At 62.1% G+C, this 17,941-nt stretch carries 26 protein-coding genes and 1 pseudogene; 12 read left to right on the top strand and 15 right to left on the bottom strand.

The genetic code is table 11. The features are described 5' to 3' along the window. Positions 1 to 69: 69 nt before the first annotated feature. Positions 70 to 606: a J domain-containing protein gene (locus tag Q0139_RS05160; protein ID WP_298018473.1), complete on the top strand. Its 537-nt coding sequence runs from the start codon at positions 70 to 72 to the stop codon at positions 604 to 606. Further along, on the top strand, positions 603 to 920 hold the full coding sequence (locus tag Q0139_RS05155) for a (2Fe-2S) ferredoxin domain-containing protein (protein WP_298018470.1): 318 nt from the start codon (positions 603 to 605) through the stop codon (positions 918 to 920). Before Q0139_RS05160 ends, Q0139_RS05155 begins: the two co-directional genes overlap by 4 nt. Here Q0139_RS05155 and Q0139_RS05150 read toward each other — a convergent pair. The 10 genes from Q0139_RS05150 to Q0139_RS05105 all read right to left on the bottom strand — a co-directional run bounded on the left by Q0139_RS05150 (position 911) and on the right by Q0139_RS05105 (position 4,534). Then, entirely contained in the window at positions 911 to 1,324 is a 414-nt protein-coding gene (locus Q0139_RS05150) for a SufE family protein (protein ID WP_298018467.1), read from the bottom strand. The genes Q0139_RS05155 and Q0139_RS05150 overlap by 10 nt on opposite strands. A gap of 98 nt (positions 1,325 to 1,422) precedes the next feature. Further along, positions 1,423 to 1,662, bottom strand: coding sequence for a hypothetical protein (locus Q0139_RS05145; protein ID WP_298018464.1), 240 nt, complete (start codon positions 1,660 to 1,662; stop codon positions 1,423 to 1,425). A gap of 11 nt (positions 1,663 to 1,673) precedes the next feature. After that, a complete protein-coding gene (locus tag Q0139_RS05140) occupies positions 1,674 to 1,934 on the bottom strand; it encodes a hypothetical protein (protein ID WP_298018461.1) in 261 nt (86 codons plus the stop codon). 32 nt (positions 1,935 to 1,966) lie between these two features. Then, positions 1,967 to 2,209 (bottom strand): hypothetical protein, encoded by a 243-nt coding sequence (locus Q0139_RS05135; RefSeq protein ID WP_298018458.1) that lies wholly within the window; start codon positions 2,207 to 2,209, stop codon positions 1,967 to 1,969. A gap of 9 nt (positions 2,210 to 2,218) precedes the next feature. After that, the gene (locus Q0139_RS05130) at positions 2,219 to 2,530 is read right to left on the bottom strand and encodes a hypothetical protein (RefSeq protein ID WP_298018455.1); all 312 of its coding nucleotides are present in this window, start codon (positions 2,528 to 2,530) and stop codon (positions 2,219 to 2,221) included. A gap of 12 nt (positions 2,531 to 2,542) precedes the next feature. Then, positions 2,543 to 2,842: a hypothetical protein gene (locus Q0139_RS05125; RefSeq protein ID WP_298018452.1), complete on the bottom strand. Its 300-nt coding sequence runs from the start codon at positions 2,840 to 2,842 to the stop codon at positions 2,543 to 2,545. Between the two features lie 47 nt (positions 2,843 to 2,889). Then, on the bottom strand, positions 2,890 to 3,267 hold the full coding sequence (gene pspC, locus Q0139_RS05120) for an envelope stress response membrane protein PspC (RefSeq protein ID WP_298018449.1): 378 nt from the start codon (positions 3,265 to 3,267) through the stop codon (positions 2,890 to 2,892). A gap of 31 nt (positions 3,268 to 3,298) precedes the next feature. Further along, the gene (gene pspB / locus Q0139_RS05115; protein ID WP_298018446.1) at positions 3,299 to 3,583 is read right to left on the bottom strand and encodes an envelope stress response membrane protein PspB; all 285 of its coding nucleotides are present in this window, start codon (positions 3,581 to 3,583) and stop codon (positions 3,299 to 3,301) included. A 3-nt stretch (positions 3,584 to 3,586) separates the two neighbouring features. Next, complete coding sequence (pspA, locus tag Q0139_RS05110) at positions 3,587 to 4,273, bottom strand: phage shock protein PspA (protein ID WP_298018443.1); 687 nt, start codon at positions 4,271 to 4,273, stop codon at positions 3,587 to 3,589. A gap of 84 nt (positions 4,274 to 4,357) precedes the next feature. Further along, positions 4,358 to 4,534 carry a hypothetical protein gene (locus Q0139_RS05105; RefSeq protein ID WP_298018440.1) on the bottom strand — a complete coding sequence of 59 codons (177 nt, stop codon included), beginning with the start codon at positions 4,532 to 4,534 and terminating at the stop codon, positions 4,358 to 4,360. A gap of 169 nt (positions 4,535 to 4,703) precedes the next feature. Between Q0139_RS05105 and pspF the strand changes: the two genes are divergently transcribed. From pspF to Q0139_RS05085, 4 genes are all read left to right on the top strand, one after another. Then, positions 4,704 to 5,720, top strand: a complete 1,017-nt coding sequence (gene pspF / locus Q0139_RS05100; RefSeq protein ID WP_298018554.1) for a phage shock protein operon transcriptional activator — start codon at positions 4,704 to 4,706, stop codon at positions 5,718 to 5,720. Between the two features lie 53 nt (positions 5,721 to 5,773). Beyond that, positions 5,774 to 6,331, top strand: a complete 558-nt coding sequence (locus tag Q0139_RS05095; protein WP_298018437.1) for a tetratricopeptide repeat protein — start codon at positions 5,774 to 5,776, stop codon at positions 6,329 to 6,331. Between the two features lie 120 nt (positions 6,332 to 6,451). Beyond that, on the top strand, positions 6,452 to 7,021 hold the full coding sequence (locus tag Q0139_RS05090) for a tetratricopeptide repeat protein (protein ID WP_298018434.1): 570 nt from the start codon (positions 6,452 to 6,454) through the stop codon (positions 7,019 to 7,021). A gap of 174 nt (positions 7,022 to 7,195) precedes the next feature. Further along, on the top strand, positions 7,196 to 7,819 hold the full coding sequence (locus tag Q0139_RS05085) for a superoxide dismutase (protein ID WP_298018431.1): 624 nt from the start codon (positions 7,196 to 7,198) through the stop codon (positions 7,817 to 7,819). 63 nt (positions 7,820 to 7,882) lie between these two features. Here Q0139_RS05085 and Q0139_RS05080 read toward each other — a convergent pair whose 3' ends face one another. Genes Q0139_RS05080 through Q0139_RS05060 form a run of 5 tightly spaced genes read right to left on the bottom strand, consistent with a single transcriptional unit; the run spans position 7,883 to position 13,223 of the window. Continuing rightward, positions 7,883 to 8,509: a septation protein A gene (locus Q0139_RS05080; RefSeq protein ID WP_298018428.1), complete on the bottom strand. Its 627-nt coding sequence runs from the start codon at positions 8,507 to 8,509 to the stop codon at positions 7,883 to 7,885. Beyond that, entirely contained in the window at positions 8,506 to 9,459 is a 954-nt protein-coding gene (gene ftsY / locus Q0139_RS05075; RefSeq protein WP_298018425.1) for a signal recognition particle-docking protein FtsY, read from the bottom strand. The genes Q0139_RS05080 and ftsY overlap by 4 nt, the downstream gene beginning before the upstream one ends. Beyond that, on the bottom strand, positions 9,456 to 10,709 hold the full coding sequence (gene mtaB, locus Q0139_RS05070) for a tRNA (N(6)-L-threonylcarbamoyladenosine(37)-C(2))-methylthiotransferase MtaB (protein ID WP_298018422.1): 1,254 nt from the start codon (positions 10,707 to 10,709) through the stop codon (positions 9,456 to 9,458). Before mtaB ends, ftsY begins: the two co-directional genes overlap by 4 nt. Next, a complete protein-coding gene (gene dapF, locus Q0139_RS05065) occupies positions 10,706 to 11,512 on the bottom strand; it encodes a diaminopimelate epimerase (RefSeq protein WP_298018419.1) in 807 nt (268 codons plus the stop codon). The genes mtaB and dapF overlap by 4 nt, the downstream gene beginning before the upstream one ends. Before the next feature lie 55 nt (positions 11,513 to 11,567). Beyond that, positions 11,568 to 13,223 (bottom strand): EAL domain-containing protein, encoded by a 1,656-nt coding sequence (locus Q0139_RS05060; RefSeq protein WP_298018417.1) that lies wholly within the window; start codon positions 13,221 to 13,223, stop codon positions 11,568 to 11,570. 242 nt (positions 13,224 to 13,465) lie between these two features. Here Q0139_RS05060 and ffh point away from each other — a divergent pair, with 242 nt between their 5' ends. The 6 genes and pseudogenes from ffh to Q0139_RS05030 all read left to right on the top strand — a co-directional run. Further along, positions 13,466 to 14,920 (top strand): signal recognition particle protein, encoded by a 1,455-nt coding sequence (ffh, locus tag Q0139_RS05055; protein WP_298018414.1) that lies wholly within the window; start codon positions 13,466 to 13,468, stop codon positions 14,918 to 14,920. 40 nt (positions 14,921 to 14,960) lie between these two features. Next, a complete protein-coding gene (rpsP, locus tag Q0139_RS05050) occupies positions 14,961 to 15,530 on the top strand; it encodes a 30S ribosomal protein S16 (protein WP_298018410.1) in 570 nt (189 codons plus the stop codon). 6 nt (positions 15,531 to 15,536) lie between these two features. Beyond that, entirely contained in the window at positions 15,537 to 16,022 is a 486-nt protein-coding gene (gene rimM, locus Q0139_RS05045) for a ribosome maturation factor RimM (protein WP_298018406.1), read from the top strand. A 327-nt stretch (positions 16,023 to 16,349) separates the two neighbouring features. Further along, entirely contained in the window at positions 16,350 to 17,093 is a 744-nt protein-coding gene (trmD, locus tag Q0139_RS05040) for a tRNA (guanosine(37)-N1)-methyltransferase TrmD (RefSeq protein ID WP_298018404.1), read from the top strand. A 1-nt stretch (position 17,094) separates the two neighbouring features. Then, on the top strand, positions 17,095 to 17,514 hold the full coding sequence (rplS, locus tag Q0139_RS05035) for a 50S ribosomal protein L19 (protein WP_298018401.1): 420 nt from the start codon (positions 17,095 to 17,097) through the stop codon (positions 17,512 to 17,514). A gap of 95 nt (positions 17,515 to 17,609) precedes the next feature. Then, positions 17,610 to 17,941: pseudogene (locus Q0139_RS05030) on the top strand (aspartate-semialdehyde dehydrogenase); the annotation flags it as partial.

Raw genomic sequence — 17,941 nt, 5'->3', positions numbered from 1 at the left:
TCTCGGGTGAAGTTAGCATTGGGGGCGGGCCGAATGGCTCGCCCCGTTTAATTTGGATCAAGGGATTTCATGGTTGGAGCGCGCAGATCGAACGATTGGGGCTTTCCCCGCTGGCGCGGTTACAACGCGTCTCGCGAGGCCACCGAAGTCCGTATCTGCGATCGCTATGGTTGCGACGAGCCCGGCGATCGCCCTGCGCCCAAATCGCCGAACAGCCCCGAACGCTGGTATTTCTGCGAAAAGCATGCGGCCGAGTACAATCGGAACTACAATTATTTCGAAGGCCTGACCGAAGAAGAGCGCAAGCGTCGCGAACGCGACGAACGGCGCGCCGCGGCGGGCTTCGCCGAAGCATCGCACTATGGCTGGGCCGGGCCCGGCGATGGCACCCGGAGTGGCGATGAACTTCGCGCGCTCGATATCCTTGGCCTCGAAACCGATGCCTCGTTCGACGACGTGAAAAAGGCATGGCGCCGGGTCGCCAAGGAAAATCACCCCGACGTCAAACCCGATGACGAGGAGGCGGCGCGCAATTTCGCGGCGGGGCAGGCTGCCTGGAACGTGCTGAAGACGGCCGAAGAACGCCGGGAGTGGAAAGGCAGTTGACGCGCCGCGTTCGTGCGAACTGGCAGGACGCCGTTCTCATCTGCAAGAAGTGCTCGAAAAAGGCCAAGGGTGGCTTCGGCCCCAAAGGGAAATGGCGCCTCGCAAAGGCGCTCAAAGACCATCTCGGAAAGCCGAAAAAGGGGCGCAAGGCGCCGGTCGGGATCGTTGAGGTCAAGTGCCTGTCGGTGTGCCCGAAACGCGGTATCACCGTCGTCAGCGCCAGCGATCTGTTGAACTGGAGGATCGTCGAGCCGGGCACGCCGATAGGGACGGTGATCGCCGATCTGGGGCTTGGTGCGACCGGTCAGCAATAGCGCTCGGCGGTTTCCCTGATCAGGGCGATCATGTTGGGAATGCCCTGCGTACGGTTCGAACTGAGCTGGTTTTTCAGATCGAAAGGCGCGAGCTCTTCGGCGATGTCGATCGTCAGAATGTCTCGCGGCTGGCGATCCTGCACCGTTTTCAGCACGAGCGCGATGATGCCCTTGGTGATGTGCGCATTGCTGTCCGCCAGAAAATGCAGCGAGCCGTCATCGTTGGTGGTCGGATAGACCCAGACCTTCGCCGAACAGCCGCGGACCAGCGTCTGGTCGGTTTTCAACGCGTCCGGCATGGCATCCAGTTCGCGTCCGAGTTCGATCAACAACTGATAACGTTCATCGGAACCGGGTTCGAAGAATTCATATTCGTCGCGGATATCGGACAGGGAAGCGCTCATGGCGGCGATGTAGGTGAGGTACCGCCTTGCGTCACCCCGTGCGACGCAAAAAGCCCCCGCCGAAGCGAGGGCTTTACTGCGCAATCGCGATTTCGTCGCTAGATCTCGATACCGGCCGCGATGGCTTCGAGTTTGCGGACGCGTTCCTTAAGATCGGCGATCTCGATGCGCGATCCGGTCGAGGCGGCGGGCCTGTCCTCGTCGCGCCGGTCGCGGTCCATTTCGAGCCGCTTCAGGTCGAGCCAGCCGCGCCAGCCCTTGAGCGTGGCGAAGGCCGCGATGGTAAGCCCGGCCAGGCTGGCAGCGGAAATCGCAAGGACTGATGTCAGTTCGTACATGAAATCCTCCCTTATCTGGTCTCGTCGCGAAGCGCTTCGATCTCGTCTTCGAGACGATTGGAGCGGTCGGTGGCGATGCGTTCGAGGACGGCGATCCGTTCCTTCAGCGTGCGCACTTCGTCGCGGAGCTTGTCGGCATCCGGATCCGTGAGGCGGACGGTGTTACCGTTCTCGTCCTCGCCCAGACCGGCCTTGTACTTTGCCCGCATCACACCGGCGATCGAAACGATCAGCACGATGGCGACGACCATGGCGAATGGATTGTCTATCATTTGGCTTTCCCTGAACCTTTCCCTGATTTTCGTTAGTTGAGCGGTTCGTCCCGCAGTTTTTCGATTTCATCCCCGAGCGCGGCCGACCGGTCCGTGACGATCCGCTCAAGAACCGCGACCCGTTGTTCGAGCCTTTCGGTCTTGGCCGCATATTGCGCTGCTTTCTCGGCAGTCCGGTCGGCTCTTGTCTCCAGCCATTTGGGCCCGAGCACCCACGCGGTGACCGCACATATCGGGAAGACAACGGTCAGCAGCAAAATCCCAATCGTTTCCATGTCGGCCTCCTAGTTCGCGCGGTCGCGCAGGCTTTCGATCTCTTGGTCGAGCACATAGCCGCCATCGGTGATGATCCGCTCCAGCGTGGCGAGCCTGTCCTTCACGGACCCGAGTTCGGCACGCAGCTGCGCATTTTCCTGGCTGATCAGCTTGACCCGTTCGGTCGTTTCCTGATCGGACTTCGGATAGACCGCCTGGCCCCAGCTGCCGTCGAGAGGGTAGCCGTTCTTGATCCGCATCCAGGTGGTAAGCACCCATCCGCCGATACAAACCACGGCGATGATGGCGGCGACCGGTGCGACTTCTGCAAAATTTTCCATATCCCTGTTCCCCTATCCTTCGTTGCGCAGCGCTTCGATCTCGTCGGCCAGCCGCGCGCCCTTGTCCGTGGCGATGCGTTCCAGGACGGAGATCCGCTCTTCGAGCCGCATCATCTTGTCCTTCAGGTCGCCATTTTCGTTTGCCAGCAGTTCGATCTTCCGATCGGCGTCCGGATCGCGGCGAGAAGTTTTGCCGCCCCATTCGTCTTCGAGATCATATCCGTGCTTGGCGCGTATCCATGTCGTGATCACCCATGCGCCCATGCTGAGTGCGATGATCGCGATGACGAAACTGGGGCCTCCCCAACTCATTGCAATTTCCTTCCTGAACCTGTGTTTCCTGAACCCTGGCCGGGCGTTTAGCGAAGTGCGTCGATTTCCTGAGCGAGGCGATTGTTGCGGCTCGTCACCATGATCTCGACATCGGCGAGCCGCCGGTCGATATCGCGGAAGCGCGAGCGCAGGCCGTTGACGGTGCGATGCGGATTGGCTCGCGTGCCCTGCCAGAACTTGGCTTCTTCCTCGTTGCCGTAAAGGCCCAGCGGCTTTTTCGGGGCCAGCCAGCCGACGACGAAGTAGACGACGAACAGCGGCTGGAAGAAGAAGAGCGTGGTGAGGACGGTCAGGACGCGCACCCAGAGGACGTCGATCCCGGTATAGTCGGCAACCCCACTGCACACGCCGAGCCATTTGGCGTTCTGCTTATCGAGGTAGAATTTGGTGCGGCGGTTTTGCATCTCGGTGTCTCCTGTTGAGAGATAGTGTTCTTTAGAGGCGGCGGACATTGCCCTGGTGTTCGCTTTCGATGGCGCGTTCCTCGGGCAGTTGCGGCGGGCCGCTCCAGTCGGGATTGTCGGCGGCGATGATGCGTTCGATCGAATGCATCCGGTCATCCAGCCGGCGAGCCAGTTCGTAGAGCTCGTCGAGAAGATTTTCGTCTTCCTGGGTGATCGTGCCGGCCTTCTTCCACTGCGTGACATAGTGGAAGATGATCCAGGGGAGCCCGATGAAGAGCATCCCGACGACGCCGATGGGGACGAGAATGTCTTCCATGGGTTACGCCTCCTTGGCTGCGCTCGAGCCCTTGCTCTGCGCTTTCTTCATCGCGGCGAGCTCGGCTTCGACCTTGTCGTTCGATTCCAGCTCGGCGATTTCGTCTTCCAGGCTCTTGGGCTGCGTGCCCATGCCGGCGGCTTCGGCGCGGCCTTCGGCGTCATCGACGCGGCGTTCGAGCACTTCGAAGCGGGTGAAGGCGTCCTGGACACGCTCGCCATTGTGGAGTTCGCGCAGCCGGTAGCGGTTTTCCGCGCTTTCGAGGCGGGCCGAGACGTTGCTCTGCCGGGTGCGCGCTTCGCGCAGCTTGCCCTGCAGCTTGGAAATGTCAGCTTCGTAGCTTTCCAGCGCTTCGTCGAGCACTTCGATCTCGCTCTTCAGACGATCCGCCATGTCGGCGGCCTTCTGCTTTTCGACCAGCGCCTGCTTGGCGAGGTCTTCGCGATCCTTGGAAAGCGCGAGTTCGGCCTTTTCCTTCCAGCTGTCCTGCAGATCCTCGAGCTTGGCGATCGAGCGACGCATTTCCTTCTGGTCGGCGATGGTGCGGGCAGCCGAAGCGCGGACTTCGACCAGCGTCTCTTCCATCTCGAGGATGATCATGCGGATCATCTTGGCCGGGTCTTCGGCCTTGTCGAGCATGTCGGTGACGTTGGCGGCGATGATGTCGCGCGTTCGTGAAAAGATACCCATTGTAGTTACTCCTTATGCCCTCTGGCGAAACTTGTGGCCGGGGAGGGGGGAGGGGCGTCCCACTCCCCGGCCGGGCTGTCCGGGTTAGGCGATAACCGCGGACGGGACTTCGTTGGTGCCGCTATCGGCTACCATGGTAACGGTTCCGCGATCGGTGCCCGTTGCCTGGACCGGCCCGACCGTGCCGAGCACCACGGTGGTGCTGACGGCGAGGGCGGCGATGGCGGCGATGGCGTGGCTGCGAAAATCGATGTTGGTCATTGTTGGTCTCCTGAACCTTGGCTTTGTGTGTTTCCGTTTGCGCCCCATACTATGCAGGGGGTGTGCCAGTTTTTGGAAATGGCGCTTTTCTGCGGCTTAACGCGATTTTTACACCCTGACCCTCAGGTGCGTATTGCCAGCAATTGGGAAAATGCACTAACTCATGGCGATGGAACGCGAAAACCAATTTATCGGCGAGTCGGGCGCCTTTCTCGACGCTGTCGAACAGGCGGGTCGGGCAGCGCCTTTGGAGCGTCCGGTGCTTGTCATCGGCGAGCGCGGGACGGGCAAGGAGTTGATCGCCGAACGCCTGCACCGGCTCAGCCAGCGTTGGGACGGTCCGCTGATCACGCTCAACTGCGCCGCCTTGCCGGAAACGTTGATCGAGGCCGAACTGTTCGGCCATGAGGCCGGTGCGTTTACCGGCGCGACCAAGGCGCGGGCAGGCGCGTTCGAGGAGTCCGATGGCGGGACGCTGTTTCTCGACGAGCTGGCGACATTGTCGGCGGCGGCGCAGGAACGCCTGCTGCGCGCGGTCGAATATGGCGAAGTCACCCGGATCGGCTCGAACCATCCGCAAAAGGTCGATGTGCGGATCGTCGCCGCGACGAACGAAAATTTGCCCGCGCTTGTCGATCGCGGGACGTTTCGCGCCGACCTGCTCGACCGGCTCTCCTTCGAAGTCGTGACCTTGCCGCCTTTGCGGGCGCGCGAAGGCGATATCCTGATCCTCGCAGACTATTTCGGGCGGCGGATGGCCGTCGAGCTCGACTGGCCCGAATGGCCGGGTTTCGGCGAAGAGGCGACCGCCGTGATGGAATCGCATCGCTGGCCGGGCAATGTCCGCGAATTGCGCAACGCAGTCGAGCGCGCCGTCTATCGTTGGGATCCGGCTCGGGGCCCGGTCGACCTGATCCAGCTCGATCCGTTCGAATCGCCCTGGCGTCCTAGAAGCACCAAGCCAAAGGCAGCACAGGAGGCGCCGGCCAACGCGGCGGAGCCGGCGGCCGCAGAGCCGGAGCCGGAGACCGATGATTTCAAGGCGGCGGTCGAAAATTATGAGCGTCGGCTTCTCGAAACGGCGCTGGAAAAAGCGCGCTACAACCAGCGGCTGACGGCCAAGTCCCTGAATTTGAGCTACGACCAGCTACGCCACGCGCTCAAGCGTCACGACCTGATCGGCTGATTCGCCGATAGCGCCGAAATCGGTTATACATGGTCGTTGAAGAGGAGCGTTCGATGAAGTGCTTTTCGACAATTGCCGCCGCGGCGCTGGCCATCGTTGCGACCTTGCCGGTCCAGGCTGCCGTTACCGTCTACGGCAACAGCAACGCCCGTGGCTGCTATGAAGCGGCCCGCGACGGGCGTAGCGGTGCCGGAGAGATTCGCAATTGCGCCGAGGCGATCGCCGATCGCACCCTTTCGGCCCGTGACAGGGTCGCGACGCTTGTCAATCGCGGCATCCTCTATGTGCGGTCGGGAGATTTCGAGAACGGCCTCGCCGATTACGAACGTGCGCTTACGATCGATGCCGAAGAGCCCGACGCCTATCTCAACAAGGCTTTGGCGCTTCTCCGCCGCAATCAATCGGGCGAGGGCCTGATTCCCCTGTTCGATGCCGCCATCCGATTGGGCACCGAAGAGCCGGCCGTGGCCCATTATGGGCGGGGCGTTGCCCATGAACTGAACGGCGACATCGTGTCGGCCTATAACGATATCCGCCGGGCCAGCGAACTTGCGCCGCAATGGGAGGCGCCGGCGCAGGATCTCACGCGATTCGTCGTTCGCGAGGAGTAGCGACCTGTCGTTCGTGCGCGTTTCGCGGCCATTGGTGGAAAAAACGAACGAAATTCGCCCGAAAATCGCAATTTTGTTGCCCGATATGCTATAGGCGGGGATAGCGAGAGGAGAGGGATCATGATCAAGAAAGCCATGGCTTCACTGGCCATTGCCGCCGCAAGTTTCGGCGTCGTCGGAACGGCCGCCAATGCCAGCGTCATCGTGCTCGGCAACAGCCGCGCCAGTGCCTGCTACCACGCGGCGGAAAATGCGAATGCGACGAACCGGAATGTGCAGCTCTGCCAGACGGTGTTACGGGAAGACCCGATCACCGAACGCGAGCGCACGGCGACCCACGTCAATCTCGGCATCCTGTATTTCTACCAGGGCCAATATGATGCAGCGCTCGTGAATTTCGACCGGGCGATCGAACTCGATGCGGATGAACCCGAGGCCTATCTGAACAAGGCGATCGCACTTCTCCGCCGTGACGAATCCGGCAGCCGCGCCGTTCCGCTGTTCACGATGGCGCTCGATATGGGTACGCGCAAACCGGCGCTCGCCTATTATGGCCGCGGGCTGGCGCATGAACTCGATGGCGATCTGACGCAGGCCTATTACGATATCCGGCGCGCCACCGAAGCCGATCCGGGCTGGGATGTGCCCGAACGCGATCTGGCGAGGTTCATCGTCGAACCGGCCAACTAGCCGCTTCGGCGGACCTGCCAATCCTGTCGTCGCCGACCTGCCCCTGCCGGCGGCGGCAGTGCCTATTTTTTCGCGGTTTTTTTTGACAACAGCCTCGCCTGCCCGGATACGCGCATGCTGTTATGCGTTACGCGTTTAGATGACTGAAACACCGGACTGACAGGAGAGTCTCACATGGCTTTTTCGCTTCCCGATCTTCCCTATTCCAAGGACGCCTTTGGCGAGACCATTTCGGCGGAAACCTTCGACTACCATCATGGCAAGCATCACAACGCCTATGTGACGAAGACCAATGACGCGGTCGAGGGGACCGATCTCGCCGGCGCCAAGCTCTCCGAAGTGATCGCGTCTGCCAAGAGCCAGGGGAACCAGGGGCTGTTCAACAACTCGGCGCAGGTCTGGAACCACAGCTTCTACTGGCAGTGCCTGAGCCCCGAGCCGCAGATCCCGCAGGGAAAACTCGCCGCAATGATCGAGGACAGCTTCGGTTCGAAGGACGAGATGCTGGAGAAGTTCAAGGCGGAAGCCACCGGCCATTTCGCCAGCGGCTGGGCCTGGCTGATCAAGAATGGCGACAATCTCGAGATCACCTCGCTGCACGATGCCGATACGCCGGTCGTCTATGACGGGATGCAGCCGCTGCTCACGCTCGATGTGTGGGAGCACGCCTATTATCTCGATTATCAGAATGCGCGCCCCGACTATGTCGACGCGCTGCTCGACAAGGCGATCAACTGGGAGTTCGTAGCCAAGAACCTCGACGGCGAAGGCGTCAGCCGCGCCGACCAGGACGGCTAATTCCTCAAACCATGTGCAATGGCGACAAGGGTCGCCGGTTCGATGGAACCGGCGACCCTTTTGCTATTCGGTTTCGGGGAGCGGGGGATCGTCTTTCTTTTCCACCGACAGCCCGTGCTTCAAAAGCATCGGCACGTTGGCGAAGGCGAAGACGAGCGTCAGCGGGATCGCGCCCCACAGCTTGAACCCGACCCAGAAATCGGTGCTCGAATTGCGCCAGACTACCTCGTTGAGCACGGCCATGAACAGGAAGAAGAGCGCCCAGTTGCGGGAGAGCAGGTCCCACCCCTTGTCGGTCAACCCGGGATAGGCGGTGCCGAGCAGCACTTTCAGGGTCGGGCGCCTGGTCCACAGCCCGAAGACGAGGATGCTCGCGATAAAGACGTAGTAGATGGTCGGCTTGATCTTGATGAACGTCTCGTTGTGCAGGATCAGCGTCACGCCACCGAAGATCAGGACCATGATGCCCGAGAACATCAGCATCGGCGAAATCTTGCCCGATTTCGACCAGCTGATGCCCATGGCGATGGCCATTGCCACCATGAAGGCACCGGTCGCGTAGAAGATGCCGCCTTTTTCCGGTGCCATGAAATTGACGATGAAGAAAATGATGACCGGCCCGAAATCGAGCGCCATCCGCATCCCGGCGGAAAGCTCGCCCTTGTCGGCGGTATCGGTAGTTTCGGTCATATGCGGTTCTCGTCGGGTTGATCGAATTCGTCGGCGCCGGTTATCGCACGGGCGACGGCGCGCGGATCGAAGGGGCGCAGGTCTTCCAGCTTTTCGCCCACGCCGATGGCGTGGATAGGCAATCCGAATTTTTCGGCTGCCGCAACGAGTACACCGCCGCGCGCCGTGCCGTCGAGCTTCGTCATGACGAGTCCCGTCACATTGGCGACTTGCTGGAACACCTCGATCTGCGACAGCGCATTCTGTCCCGTCGTCGCATCGAGCACAAGGATGACATTGTGCGGCGCCTGTTCGTTGAGCCGACCGAGAACGCGGCGGATCTTGGCCAGTTCGTCCATCAGATGCGCCTTGTTCTGCAGCCGCCCCGCCGTATCGACGATCAGCGCATCGATGCCCTGTTCCGTGCCCTGCTTGACGCCTTCGAAGACGAGGCTCGCGGCATCGCCGCCTTCCTTGCCCAAAATGATCGGAACGCCGAGACGCTCGGCCCAGACCTTGAGCTGGCCGATGGCGGCGGCGCGGAAGGTGTCGCCCGCAACGAACATCACGCCGTAATCGTCTTCCAGCAGCCAATGCCCCAGCTTGGCGATCGTCGTCGTCTTTCCCGACCCGTTGACGCCGATGACCAGCATCACCTGCGGGCGCGGAAAGGCGTCGATCTCAAGGGGCACAGCGACCTTCGCAAGGATCGTCTCCAGCTCGTCGGCGACAATTTCGCGAATTTCGAGTTCGGAAAGATGCCGATCATATCGGCCTTCGGCCAGCCGGTCGCGCACGCGCGCGGCGACCGCCGGGCCGAGATCGGTCGCGATCAGGGCTTCCTCGATCTCGTCGAGCGTTTCCTCGTCGAGCCGTTCCTTGACGAGCCCGGCAAGATTTTCGCCGAGCCGCCCGGACGTCTTGCGGAAACCGGCGCGCATGCGTTCGGTCCAGGAAAGCGACTCGGTCATACGGGTTCTCCGACAAGGGACGCGCCTTCGACGCGAGTCACCTTCAATTCGACGATCTGACCTAGCCCGTCATTCCCGCGAAAGGGCGAATGGCGGATGCAAATTTCCGTAAAGTTTTCCGCATGGCCGGCGCCGTCCCGCTCGATCAACACCCGTTGCCGCGTGCCGATTAGGCTGTCGAGCCAGGCCCCTTTTCGCCGCGCCGCCGCCTCGCGCAGCGCCGCAGCCCGTTGCTTGCGGATCGCCACGGGGACTTGCGGCATCTTCGCCGCCGGTGTGCCTTTGCGCGCGGAATAGGGGAAGATGTGGCCGTAGATGATATCGCAATCGTCGATCAGCGCCAGCGTGTTGGCGGCCATCTCGTCGGTCTCGGTGGGGAAGCCCGCAATGATGTCGGCGCCGATCGCGATGTCGGGCCGCTTTGCTTTCAACCGGTCAACGATCTCAACCGCCTGCTGCCGACTGTGCCGCCGCTTCATCCGCTTGAGGATCATATCGTCACCCGCCTGCAGCGACAAATGGAGGTGCGGCATGAAACGCGGCTCGCCGGTGATGATCTCGAACAGCCGGTCGTCGATTTCGACGGAATCGATCGAAGACAGGCGGAGACGCGGCAGCTCGGGCACGCCTTTCAGAATCCGCTCGACGAGCAGGCCGAGACTGGGATTGCCGGGAAGATCAGGGCCGTAGCTCGTCACATCGACGCCGGTCAGCACGATCTCTCGATAGCCTTCGTCGACCAGCGCCTTGATCCGATCGACGACGAGGCCCGCTGGCACGGATCGGCTGTTTCCACGGCCATAGGGGATCACACAGAAGGTGCAGCGATGGTCGCAGCCATTCTGCACCTCGACAAAGGCGCGGGCGCGTTCGGCAAATCCGGTGACAAGGTGCGGCGCGGTTTCGCGCACGGCCATGATATCGGACACGGCGAACGAAGTCGACGAAGGTTGCGCGAAAGCGGTGATGTCGAACTTCTCGCGGTTACCGAGGACGCGGTCGACCTCGGGCATATCGGCAAAGGTCTCGGGTTCGATCTGGGCAGCGCAGCCTGTGACGACGATCTCGGCGTCTGGTCGCGACCGGCGCGCCTTGCGGACCTGTTGACGCGTCTTGCGGACGGCTTCGGCCGTCACAGCACAGCTGTTGACGATCACGAGGTCGTCACGGCCCGCAGCCATGGCGCGCATCGCCTCGCTCTCGGCGAAGTTGAGGCGGCAGCCCAGCGTGACAATCTCCGGGCCGCTCATGCCAGCGCCTCCAGATCGATCTCGCCGTCGAAGACATGGGTCGCCGGGCCGGTCATCCTGATCGTGCCGCCGGGGGGCCAGTCGATAGTGAGCGTCCCGCCAGGCAGGCGGACGGCGACGGGGCTCTGCGCCAGTCCGCGCCGGATCGCTGCCACTGCCGTCGCGCAGGCGCCGGTGCCGCAGGCGCGCGTCAATCCGGCTCCACGTTCCCACACGTGAAGGTCGATGCCGCCGTCGGAGCCGATGCTCGCGATATTGACGTTGATCCGCTCGGGAAAGAGCGGATCGTTTTCGATCTCCGGGCCGATTTCCGCCAGCGGCACCGCGCCGCTGTCATCGACGAAGAAAACGATATGCGGATTGCCTACATTCACGGCTGCGGGATGATCGAGGCCGTGCCAGCCGACCGGCATATCGGCGGTGTCCATCGCATAGGCGAGGGGGATCGCCTCCCAATCGAACCGTGGTTCGCCCATATCGACCGTCGGATCGCCGCCGTTCGCGGTCCCGCTAATCATTCCGCCGCTCGTCTCGATGCGTGCATCGCCGCCGAGCAACTGCACCACGCAACGTGCGGCGTTGCCGCAGGCTTCCACCTCGCCGCCATCGGCGTTGAAGATGCGCATCCGGGCATCGACGTCCTCGGCGCGTTCCAAAAGGATAAGTTGGTCGCATCCTACCCCCGTATGCCGGTCGGCGATGGCGTGCGCGATCGGACCGGTCATGGCGACCGGCCTGTCGCGCGCATCGATTACGACAAAGTCGTTCCCGAGCCCGTGCATCTTGTGGAAGGGGGTGTGCATGGCGCGCGATTTAGGCGCGGCGAGGGGGGCTGTCTACCGAAGCGCCACGGCGGCCTCAGCCGGTGCCGCGAATTTGCCGGATCTGTTGCAGCGCTTCCTCGGCCTTTTCCTCGCGGCTGCGTGGCACGATCATGTCGCGCTCGGCGAGCAGGCGGCGGATATCCTGGATCGGCATCGGCTTGCCGAACAGCCAGCCCTGACCGTGCATCGCACCGACCTTTTTCAGCGCTTCCTCGATCTCGCTATTCTCGACTCCCTCCGCCGTGACGGGCAGGCCCAGGCTGCCGCTCAGCCGCGCGATCGCATCGACGATCGCCGCGCTTTCATTGTCCTGCGTGATCGAGCTGACGAAGCTACGGTCGATCTTGATCCGGTCGAATGGCAGCGAGCGCAGATGCGACAGGCTGGAATAGCCGGTGCCGAAATCGTCGAGCGCGATGCGGATACCCTGATTTTTGAGGCTGGCGATGATCGAGTTGGCGATGCCGAGATTGTCGAACAGCGCCGTTTCGGTGATCTCGACCTCGAGCCTGTTCGCCGGGAAGTTGGTTTCGGTCAGAAGCTTGATGATCTTCTGCGAAAGCCAGGGGTCCTTGAGCTGCGTCGGCGAGATATTGACCGAAAGGACGAGTTCGGGGTCCCAGCTGCGGGTTTCGATGAACGCCTGGCGCATCACGCTTTCGGAGAGATCGGCGATAAGGCCGGCCTCCTCGGCGACGTGGATGAAGACTTCGGGCTCGACGACGCCTTCCGACGGATGAACCCAGCGGGCCAGGACTTCGAAACCGTGAAGCCGCCCCGTCGCGATATCGATCTGCGGTTCGTAATAGGGAACGACTTCGCCTTTCGGGATGCCTGTCCGCAAACCGGCCTCGACCTTGTTGCGGATCTGGAGTTCGCGTTCCATCGTCTTGTCGAACCAGACCGAGCGGCTCTTGCCCTGATTCTTGGCCGCGTACATCGCGATGTCGCCGCGCCGCATGAGCGTTTCCACCGTTTCGCAATCATGGTCGGACCGGGCGATACCGATCGATACACTGATCTGGACGGTCTGTTCGTCAATCGGGATCGGCCTGCCGATTGCCTCGATCAGGTCGTCGGCAATCGCATTCACGGTCGATGCTCCCGATGGCTCGAACGCGAAGGCCATGGCGAACTCGTCGCCGCCCAGGCGGGCGATAAGGGCCGATTGCGGCAGGATGCGCTGCATCTTTTCCGCGACGATCTTCAAAAGTTCGTCGCCGGCATGATGGCCGTGCACATCGTTGACATGCTTGAATCCGTCGAGATCGGCGACGAGCATGGCCAGCGCCATCTGGCGGCGCTCGGTCTCGGCGAGCATCTGCGAGCCGATCTCGCCTGCCGATCGCCGGTTGTGCAGCCCGGTCAGCGGATCCTTGGTGGCGAGCGCATTGGCGCGGCGCGCGGCGTCGCTGTGATTGGCGATCTCCTCCTTGACCTCGCGATCGTGCCGCCAGCCGATCAGGATCAGCGCGATATTAAGGAGCAGGGCTACGGCGAGGATCGGGTCGCGATGGGTAGCGGTGCCCGCGAGGATATTGCCGAGTACTTCACCGGCCACGGCCGCGAACATCGCGACCGACGCCAGCGCCACGACTGTCGCGACCCAGCCTCGCTGCCGGTTGTTGCGGCCATCGGCGACGGTTGCGCCGGTATTTCGGGTCGGGCTATCCGCACGGGTGATAGTCATCACGGACTTTCTGTATCGATCGAAGCCGCCTTTATCGCCGGTCAGGGTGAAAACGGCGTTAACTCTGGCGCTGACGGGGAATCGCTTGATAACCGAGCCGATTTCGCCTATCTGCGCGGCATTCGTTCCGCGAGGAATGCGTAAGAAGCGCCAGATTGGCGTCCGCTGGCCGGCGAGTTTTCGCCCGCCGGCGTTTTTTGCGTTTCGCCCTCGATGTTTGCGGGACAGGAAGGAATAGGACGATGTTCGACAGTCTCAGCGACCGGCTCGGCGGTGTATTCGATCGGCTCAAGGGCCGCGGTGCGCTCAACGAATCCGATGTCCGCGCGGCGATGCGCGAGGTGCGGATCGCGCTGCTCGAGGCCGATGTGGCGCTGCCCGTCGCGCGAGAATTCGTCGAAAACGTCACCGAACAGGCTGTCGGCCAGCAGGTCCTCAAATCCGTCACGCCGGGGCAGCAGGTCGTCAAGATCGTCAACGACGCGCTGGTCGAGATGCTGGGATCGGAAGCGTCCGAACTCAATCTGGATGGCGCGCCGCCCGCCGTCGTCATGATGGTCGGCCTGCAGGGCTCGGGTAAAACCACTACGACCGCAAAGATCGCCAAGCGGCTTACCGAAAAGGGCCGCAAGAAGGTCATGATGGCCTCGCTCGACGTCAATCGCCCGGCGGCGCAAGAACAGCTTGCCGTGCTCGGCGAGCAGGCCGAAGTAGCAACGCTGCCGATCGTCGAGGGGCAGCAGCCCGTCGATATCGCCCGGCGGGCTTTGAAGGCGGCGAAACTCCAGGCCTTCGACGTCATCATGCTCGATACGGCGGGCCGGCTTCATGTCGACCAGCAGCTGATGGACGAGATGAAGGCGGTCGCCGCGGAATCGCAGCCGGAGGAAATCCTCCTCGTCGTCGATGCGCTGACCGGCCAAGATGCCGTCAACGTTGCCAAGAGCTTCACCGAACAGGTGCCGCTCACCGGCACGGTGCTGACGCGGATGGATGGCGATGCGCGCGGCGGCGCGGCGCTCTCGATGCGTGCGGTCACCGGCACGCCGATCAAGTTCGTAGGTACCGGCGAAAAGATCGATGCGATCGAGGAATTCCATCCAGAACGCGTCGCCGGGCGCATTCTCGGCATGGGCGATGTCGTCAGCCTCGTCGAACGCGCGGCCGAGACGGTCGAGAAGGACGAGGCCGAGGCCTTCGCCAAAAAGATGGCCAAGGGCCAGTTCGACCTCGACGACCTGCGCAACCAGCTCAAGCAGATGCAGCGCATGGGCGGGCTCGGCGCGCTCGCTGGAATGATTCCGGGCATGAAGAAGGCGCAGGCCGCTATGGCCCAGTCCAATATGGACGACAAGGTGCTCGTCCATATGGACGCGATGATCGGATCGATGACGCGCGAGGAGCGATCGAAGCCGGCCCTTTTGAACGCGAAGCGCAAGCGGCGCGTGGCGATGGGTTCGGGAACGACCGTGCAGGAGGTCAACAAGCTCCTCAAGATGCACAAGGAAATGTCGACCGCGATGAAGCGCATCAAGAAGATGGGCGGCATCAAGGGGCTGATGAAGATGTTCGGCGGCGGCGACCAGATGCCCGATATGGGCGAGGGTGGCCAGATGCCGAAAGGTGGAATGCCGGGGCTACCCGGGATGCCGGGGCAGGGCGTTCCGCCCGGTCTCGACAAATTGTTGAAGCGCTAAATCACGTAAAAATCGAAGTTCAATCGGAAGGAAATACGAAATGTCTGTTGCAATCCGTCTCTCGCGCGGTGGCGCGAAAAAGCGGCCCTATTACAAGATCGTCGTTGCGGACTCGCGCAATGCGCGTGACGGCAAGTTCATCGAGCGCATCGGCAGCTACAACCCGCTGCTCGCCAAGGATAATCCGGATCGCGTGAAGCTCGACGAGGAGCGCGCCAAGCACTGGATCGAAGTCGGCGCCAAGCCGTCCGACCGTGTCGCCCGTTTCCTCGATGCCGCCGGCATCATGGAGCGCAAGGCGCGCAACAACCCGCAAAAGGCCGAGCCGGGCGAGAAAGCCAAGGAACGCGCCGAGGAGAAGGCCGAGAAGGCCAACGCCGCCAAGGAGGCCGTTGAAGCCGCCGAGGCCGCTCCGGCCGAAGAGACGCCCGCCGAGGAAGCCGCCGAGGAAGCTGTCGCCGAAGAGGCTCCGGCCGAGGAAGCTGCTGCTGAAGAAGCTCCGGCTGAAGAGGCTGCCGCCGAGGAAGCGCCTGCCGAAGAGGCCAAGGCCGAAGAGGCTGCTGCCGACGACGCTGCCGAAAACGGCGGCGAGGACGAAAAGAAGGACTAACCCTCCTTGTCCGAAAAACGCGTCACCCTCGCCGCCATTGCCGGTGCACATGGCATTGGCGGCGAGGTGCGCCTGAAACTGTTTTCCGAAAGCATCGAGAGCTTCAAGGCGTTCGAGACCTTCGAAGCGGCGGGGCGGACGCTGACGCTGAAATCGGTGCGGGCGACGGGCAAGATGCCGATCGCCCGTTTCGCCGAAATCGCGGATCGCAACGAGGCCGAGGCGCTGCGTGGGGCGGAATTGACCGTGGCACGGGATTCATTGCCGGAACTTGGCGATGACGAATATTATTATTCCGACCTTGAGGGTCTATCGTGCACGTCGACGACCGGCGACCATATCGGTCGCTGTATCGCAGTGTATAATTTCGGCGCAGGAGACGTAATAGAGATACAACGACCAGACAAGACGACGTTTCTGGTGCCTCTGAATAGTAAAGCAGTCCGCGAATGGCGGCAGCGGATCGTTGTGGAGGCGGATTTTGTGGATTGAAAATATCATTCTAGGGGCAGTGGCAATCGGTGGTTTCGGTTGGTTGTTGGCGGCCTTCTGCCTTGTAGCCGGTCGATTTGGGCATGATCGATATACGTTTCTTTGGTGGTTCTGGAGACTTGGGCTACTACCGATGATTTCCGCCGGTTTTGCCGTTTACATTTATCTCGTTCCTAGGTCAGTTCCGGTTGACTATGATCCGACAATCCACGGAAACCCGGGCCGTTTAGATTTTCTGGCAATGTTGTTCTACGGAATTGGAGTGCCAATCGCGTACACGATTCTGATCCTCCCATTTCTTATTGCTTGGGTCTGGCAAAAGTCCAAATGACCTTCGCCGCCACCGTCCTTACCCTTTACCCCGAGATGTTTCCGGGGCCGCTTGCTCAGTCGATTGCCGGGCGCGCGCTTGAAGACCGCAAATGGTCGCTCGATACGCTGCAGATCCGCGATTTCGCGACCGACAAGCATCACACGGTCGATGATACGCCGGCGGGCGGCGGCGCGGGCATGGTGCTCAAGGCCGATGTGTTGGGCAGCGCTATCGATGCGGCGCGTGAACGGCAGCCCGATGCCCCCGTCCTCGCCATGTCGCCGCGTGGCGCGTCGTTGACGCAAGAGCGTGTGCGGCAGCTTTCGGCCGGCCCGGGTGTCTCGATCCTGTGCGGCCGTTTCGAAGGTTTCGACGAACGCATCTTCGAAGCGCGCGATGTCGAAGAGGTGTCGATCGGCGATTATGTGCTTTCGGGCGGGGAGATCGGCGCTCTGGTGCTGCTCGACGCTTGCATTCGGCTGCTGCCGGGGGTAATGGGCGCGGCTTCAAGCGGTGAGGAGGAGAGCTTCGAAACGGGCCTTCTGGAATATCCGCACTACACCCGGCCTGTCGAATGGGAAGGGCGCGCGATCCCTGAAGTGTTGCGATCGGGGGATCACGCGAAAATCGCGGCGTGGCGCAAGGCCCGCGCCGAGGAAGATACACGGCTAAGGCGGCCGGATCTGTGGGAGCGCTACCGGAGCGCTTCGGGTCAGTCGCCCTCTGGTGCGCAACGGAACAAGACAAGGGACGAATGAGATGAATCTCATCCAGGAACTCGAGGCGGAAGCCATCGATGCGATCACCAGCGGCAAGAAATTGCCCGAATTCAAGGCGGGCGACACGGTCCGCGTCGGCGTGAAGGTCGTCGAAGGCGAACGCACGCGTATTCAGAATTACGAGGGCGTCTGCATCGCCCGCTCGAACAAGGGCATGGGTTCGAGCTTCACCGTGCGCAAAATCTCTTTCGGCGAAGGCGTCGAGCGTGTTTTTCCGCTCTACGGCCCCAATGTGGACAGCGTGACGGTCGTCAAGCGCGGCGTCGTGCGCCGGGCCAAGCTCTATTATCTGCGCGGCCGCACCGGCAAGAGCGCGCGTATCGTCGAAAAGCGCGACGATCGCGAGCGCGAGACGATCAAGACCGAACAGCCCGAGGTCGCGGAAGCCGCCGAAAGCTAAGAAACCGCCGATCCAGTATCGGACCAATTAGCGAAACGGCCGGCGCCCCGAACGGGTTGTCGGCCGTTTTCGTTTGCGAATGAAGGGATATTCTCATGGGTTATCGGGTCGTCGTGGTCGGTGCGACGGGCAATGTCGGGCGCGAGATGCTCGCCTGCCTCGCCGAACGCGAATTTCCGGCGGACGAGGTTGCCGCCGTCGCTTCGCCGCGGTCGCACGGGACCGAGGTCGAGATGGGCGATTCCGGCAAGATGCTGAAGTGCAGGAATATCGAGCATTTCGATTTTGCCGGATGGGATATCGCGCTGTTCGCCGCTGGTTCCGGCCCCGCACGTGAATATGCACCCAAGGCCGCAAAGGCCGGCTGCACCGTGATCGATAACAGCTCGCTCTTTCGTATGGAGCCGGACGTCCCCCTGATCGTGCC

It is taken from the genome of uncultured Parasphingopyxis sp. (genome assembly GCF_937129435.1).
GTDB lineage: Bacteria > Pseudomonadota > Alphaproteobacteria > Sphingomonadales > Sphingomonadaceae > Parasphingopyxis.
Note: the sequence above shows the minus strand (reverse complement) of the source record. Positions and strands in the feature narration are given on the sequence as shown.